Origin of the sequence: Bergeriella denitrificans NBRC 102155, from assembly GCF_001592185.1 — a bacterium.
Lineage (GTDB): Bacteria > Pseudomonadota > Gammaproteobacteria > Burkholderiales > Neisseriaceae > Neisseria > Neisseria denitrificans.
Genome location: NZ_BCWL01000163.1, coordinates 1 through 4,907 on the forward strand (window position 1 = coordinate 1; position 4,907 = coordinate 4,907).

The following is a 4,907-nucleotide window of genomic DNA, read 5'->3' on the forward strand; positions in this document are numbered from 1 at the left end:
AAAATGCTGATTTTCAGACGGCTTTTTTGATTTTTCCCGCATGGCCGGGATTATTTGCTGTGCTGTTTTTTCACGCTGGTTTGGCGTTTTTTGGTTTTGCCGCCGCTGTTGCGTGCTTTTTCTTCTTTGCGGCCTTCGCGTTTTTCGATGCGGTTGCTTAAGGACACGCGGCGCAGCGGTTTTTTCTTCGGTTTGTCTTCGGTCTGCTCGTAGGGGTTTTCGGAGACATTGTATTGGATGCGCAGGGGCGTGCCTTGCAGATTGAAGGCTTTGCGGAAGGTTTGCGTGAGGTAGCGGGTGTAGCTGTCGGAAATCGCGTGCAGCGAGTTGCCGTGCACCACAATCACGGGCGGGTTCATGCCGCCTTGGTGGGCGTAGCGCATTTTGGGGCGCACCAGGCCGGAGCGGGGCGGCTGCTGGCGCTCGATGGCGCTTTGCAGGACGCGGGTGATCTTCGGCGTGGGCATTTTAATCATGGCCGCGTCGTAGGCGGATTGGATGCTGGCAAACAGGCCGTCGATGCCGCGCTCTTTCAGGGCGGAAATGAAGTGGAACTTGGCAAAGTCGAGGAAGTAGAGCTTGCGGTTGATGTCGCGTTTGACCTGCTCGCGGCGCTCTTCGCTGATGCCGTCCCATTTGTTGACGGCCACCACCAGCGCGCGGCCGGCTTCGAGGGCAAATCCGGCGATGGTGGCATCTTGGTCGGCGATATCTTGTTGGGCATCCAATACGAGCACGGCGACGTTGGCGGCTTCTACGGCCTGCATGGCTTTGATGACGGAGAATTTTTCAACGGTTTCGTCCACTTTGCCGCGGCGGCGCACGCCGGCGGTATCGATGATGGTAAAGGGTTTGCCGTCGCGCTCGAAGTCGATGTGGATGCTGTCGCGGGTGGTGCCGGCCATGTCGAATGCGATGACGCGCTCTTTGCCGAGAATGGCGTTTACCAGCGTGGATTTGCCGACGTTAGGGCGGCCGATGACGGCAAATACGGGGTGTTTGGGTGCCTGCGCTTCTTCCTCCGGCTCGGGAAAACCGGCCAGGATGTCTTCAATCAGATAATACACGCCGTCGCCGTGTGCGCCGGAGATAACGTGCGGCTCGCCCAGCGCCAGCTCGTAAAACTCGGCGGAGAGTACGGCGCGGTTGCCGCCTTCGCCTTTGTTGACGGCCAGATAAACGGGGCGCGGGCTTTGGCGCAGGCGGTCGGCGATGATTTTGTCCTGCGGGGTCAGGCCGGTGCGGGCATCGACAAGGAATACGACGGCATCGGCTTCATCGACGGCCTGCAGGGTCTGCTTGGCCATTTCGTGCAGAATGCCGCTGTCCACAACGGGTTCAAAGCCGCCGGTATCGATAACCAGATAGGGCTTGCTGCCGATTTTGCCGTGGCCGTAGTGGCGGTCGCGCGTGAGGCCGGGCAGGTCGTGTACCAATGCGTCTTTGGTGCGGGTCAGGCGGTTGAAAAGGGTGGATTTGCCGACATTGGGGCGGCCGACGAGGGCAATGGTGGGTTTCATTTCTGTGCTTTCGTATGCGGTTTTCAGACGGCCTGTGCTTGGGCAGGCCGTCTGAAAACGGAAGGGGTCGGGCTGCTGCGCCGATACGTTAAAGGCAGCGGGCTGTATAAGCCGTATCCCCGCGCAGGCAGAAATCCGCGTGTGGGCTTCGGGCAACGGCGGGATGCGGTTGCGGGAAACTGCGGCGGGTTTCTGCCTGCGCGGGGCTGGCGGGCGGCGGTGCGGAAAGCAGGGCGTGGGATAGATGCGCTCCGCTTTTCAGACGGCCTTATTTCTGTGCGTCGATTTTCAGCTGCAGCAAATCGCGGCCGGCGGCTTCTTTGGGCAGCTTGCCGAGTGCCTGCTCGTAGCTTTGCAGCGCTTCTTGGGTTTTGTTTTGCGCGGCGTAAACATCGCCTTTGGTTTCCAGCAGCAGAGGTTCGAAATCGGCTTCTACTTTGGTATCCAGCGCGGCCAGGGCTTCATCGTATTTTTTCTGCTGTAGCTTCACCACGGCCAGACGCTGCGCGGCCAATGCCTGCACCAGCGGGGTGTTTTGGTTTTTCAATACCCAACTCAAGTGGCCGGAAGCAACGTCGTAGCGGCCGGCGTCAAACTCGGTAGCGGCCACCATCAGCGTGGCTTGGGCAGCGGCGATGGTTTTGGGGTAGGTTTCCTGCAGCTTTTGCAAATCGGCGTTGATTTGCGCCTGATCGGCCTGCTGCTGGGCTTTAACCACGAGCTGCTCCAATACGGCGGCCGCTTCCTGGTTTTGGGTGACCAGATGGCGCTGATACATGGTGTAGCCGAAGTAGGCGATTGCGGCCAAAACCAGCAGGGCGAAAATCCAGCGGCCGATGCGGCGCCAGAAATATTTAAAGTTGTCTAATTCTTGTTGTTCTTCCAAATGCGCGGCCATTTATGCGTTCTTCCATGTGTTTAAAGTATTAATCAAATCAGCGGCGGCAACGGTTTGCTGGCCGAGCCCGCCCTGCATGTCTTTCAGGGTTGCCGAGCCGCTTGCCAGCTCGTCTTGCGCCACTATCAGGGCGAAGCGTGCGCCGCTGGCATCGGCTTTTTTCATTTGCGCTTTCAGGCTTTGGCCGCCGGAATGCTGCAAGACGTTGAAACCCGCGCGGCGCAGGGTTTGCGCGTATTGCATCACCTGCAAATCCGCACCTTCGCCCTGGTGCATGGCGTAGATGTCGGGCGCGGCGTTGACGGCCAGCGAGCCGTAATCGCGCACCAGCAGCAGCAGGCGCTCGATGCCCATGGCAAAGCCGATGGACGCGGCGGGCTTGCCGCCCAATTCTTCAATCAGGCCGTCGTAGCGGCCGCCGCCGCATACGGTGGCTTGCGCGCCGAGCTTGTCGGTGGTCCACTCGAATACGGTTTGGTTGTAGTAATCCAAGCCGCGCACCAGGCGGGGATTTTCGATATAGCGGATGCCCAGGCCGTCGAGCATGGCTTTGAAGCGGCCGTAGTGCGCCAGCGAGGTTTCGCCCAGATAGTCGGTCAGGCGCGGCGCGGCGTTGCAGATGTCTTGCAGGTCGGGGTTTTTGCTGTCCAACACGCGCAGGGGATTGGTGTGCAGACGGCGTTTGCTGTCGTCGTCGAGCTGCGCTTCGTGGCGGCTCAGATAATCCACCAGCGCGGCGCGGTGGGCGGCGCGTTCTTCGCGGTTGCCGAGGCTGTTGATTTCCAGCGTGAGATGCTCGAGGATGCCCAGTTTTTCCCATAAATCGGCCGACATGGCGATGATTTCCGCATCGATATCCGGGCCTTCAAAGCCCAATGCTTCGATGCCGACTTGGTGAAACTGGCGGTAGCGGCCTTTTTGCGGGCGCTCGCGGCGGAACATCGGCCCCATATACCATAATTTCTGCGGGCTGTTGTAGAGCAGGTTGTGTTCGACCACCGCGCGCAGGCAGGATGCCGTACCTTCGGGGCGCAGGCTCAGGCTCAGGGAGTCGTTGGAGTCGGAGAAAGTGTACATTTCCTTGCCGACCACATCGGTTTCTTCGCCGATGGAGCGCACAAACAGGCCGGTCTGCTCGACGATGGGCGTGCGGATTTGCTGGTAGCCGTAGGCGCGCGCCCAGCGGGCAACGGTATCTTCAAAAGCCTGCCAGAAAGCGGCGGTGAGCTTGAAATCTTTTTGTTCGACGGGCAAAAGGTCGTTCATGCCTTTTACCGATTGGATTTTTTGTGCCATATTCGCTTGGAAAATTCGGTCAAATAGCAGGCGATTATAGCCGATTTTTCGCCTTTTGTGTTTGGACGCGCCGCCGCAGGCCGTCTGAAAAAAGCACGCTGCGGGCGCAATCGGGTACAATCGCGCTCATGAACAAACGCCATAACCCTTTACCGCTTTTGGCGGGTGTGAAGCCCAGCTATTTGGTGCTGCCGCACGACAAGCGCTTTTATCATCTGACGCTTTTGGATTTTCTCTGCGTCCGCTTTCCTTTTGTTGCCCGCGAAAGCTGGCAGGCGCGCTTGGCGAGCGGCTTTGTGGTGTGGGAAGACGGCAGCGCGGTGGCGGCGCAGGATGTGTTTGCGCCGGGCAGGGTGCTGTATTACTACCGCGAAACCAGCGGCGACGAAGAACCGCGCATTCCTTTTGCAGAAACGGTGCTGCATATCGACGAGCATTTGATTGTGGTGGATAAGCCGCATTTTCTGCCCGTGATACCGAGCGGGCGGTTTTTGCGCGAAACCCTGCTCACACGCCTGCGCCTGCGCCCCGATTTGCAGCATTTGAATGTGGCCGACATCACGCCGGTGCACCGCTTGGACAAAGATACGGCGGGGGTGATGCTGCTGTCGCACAATCCCGCATCGCGCCGCGCTTATCAAACCATGTTTCAAACACAAAGCGTGCGTAAAACCTATGAAGCGTTGGCGCCCACGCGCACCGACCTGGCCTATCCCCACGATATCCGCTCCCGCATGGTGCGCGGTGAGCAGTTTTACCGGACGCAGGAAGTGGCGGGCGAGCCGAATGCCTTTACCACCATCGAGCTCATCGAAAACCTCGGCCGCATCAGCCGCTACCGCCTGCAGCCGCACACCGGCAAAAAGCATCAGCTGCGCGTACACATGGCCGCACTGGGCATGCCGCTGCTCAACGACGCGCTGTATCCCGTCGCGCAGGCCGCAGGCAGCGAAGATTACAGCAAGCCCCTGCAGCTTTTGGCGCGGCGCATTGAGTTTGACGATCCGATAAGCGGCGAAGCGCGGGCATTTGAAAGCGGGCGGACGCTGCTGGCGGAGCAGCTTTAAAACCGAGTTGCGTCGTATGCTGCCGCATTTTCAGACGGCCTGTTGCCGCCTAAAACCTCAGCTTTGCCCCATTTATATCGGGATTGGCTATAATAGCCGTCTGAAAAATATAGTCGGCAGAAATCC

General features: G+C 59.2%; 4 protein-coding genes. 1 reads left to right on the forward strand and 3 read right to left on the reverse strand.

All coding sequences use genetic code 11. From position 1 onward, the window contains the following. Positions 1-50 precede the first annotated feature (50 nt). From der to hisS, 3 genes are all read right to left on the reverse strand, one after another. The gene (gene der / locus BDE01S_RS08315) at positions 51-1,520 is read right to left on the reverse strand and encodes a ribosome biogenesis GTPase Der (RefSeq protein WP_066080061.1); all 1,470 of its coding nucleotides are present in this window, start codon (positions 1,518-1,520) and stop codon (positions 51-53) included. 268 nt (positions 1,521-1,788) lie between these two features. Further along, a complete protein-coding gene (locus BDE01S_RS08320; protein WP_066080064.1) occupies positions 1,789-2,418 on the reverse strand; it encodes a YfgM family protein in 630 nt (209 codons plus the stop codon). Then, positions 2,419-3,714 carry a histidine--tRNA ligase gene (hisS, locus tag BDE01S_RS08325; protein ID WP_066080070.1) on the reverse strand — a complete coding sequence of 432 codons (1,296 nt, stop codon included), beginning with the start codon at positions 3,712-3,714 and terminating at the stop codon, positions 2,419-2,421. Positions 3,715-3,842: 128 nt separating this feature from the next. Between hisS and BDE01S_RS08330 the strand changes: the two genes are divergently transcribed. After that, positions 3,843-4,781, forward strand: coding sequence for a pseudouridine synthase (locus tag BDE01S_RS08330; protein WP_066080067.1), 939 nt, complete (start codon positions 3,843-3,845; stop codon positions 4,779-4,781). Positions 4,782-4,907: the final 126 nt, after the last annotated feature.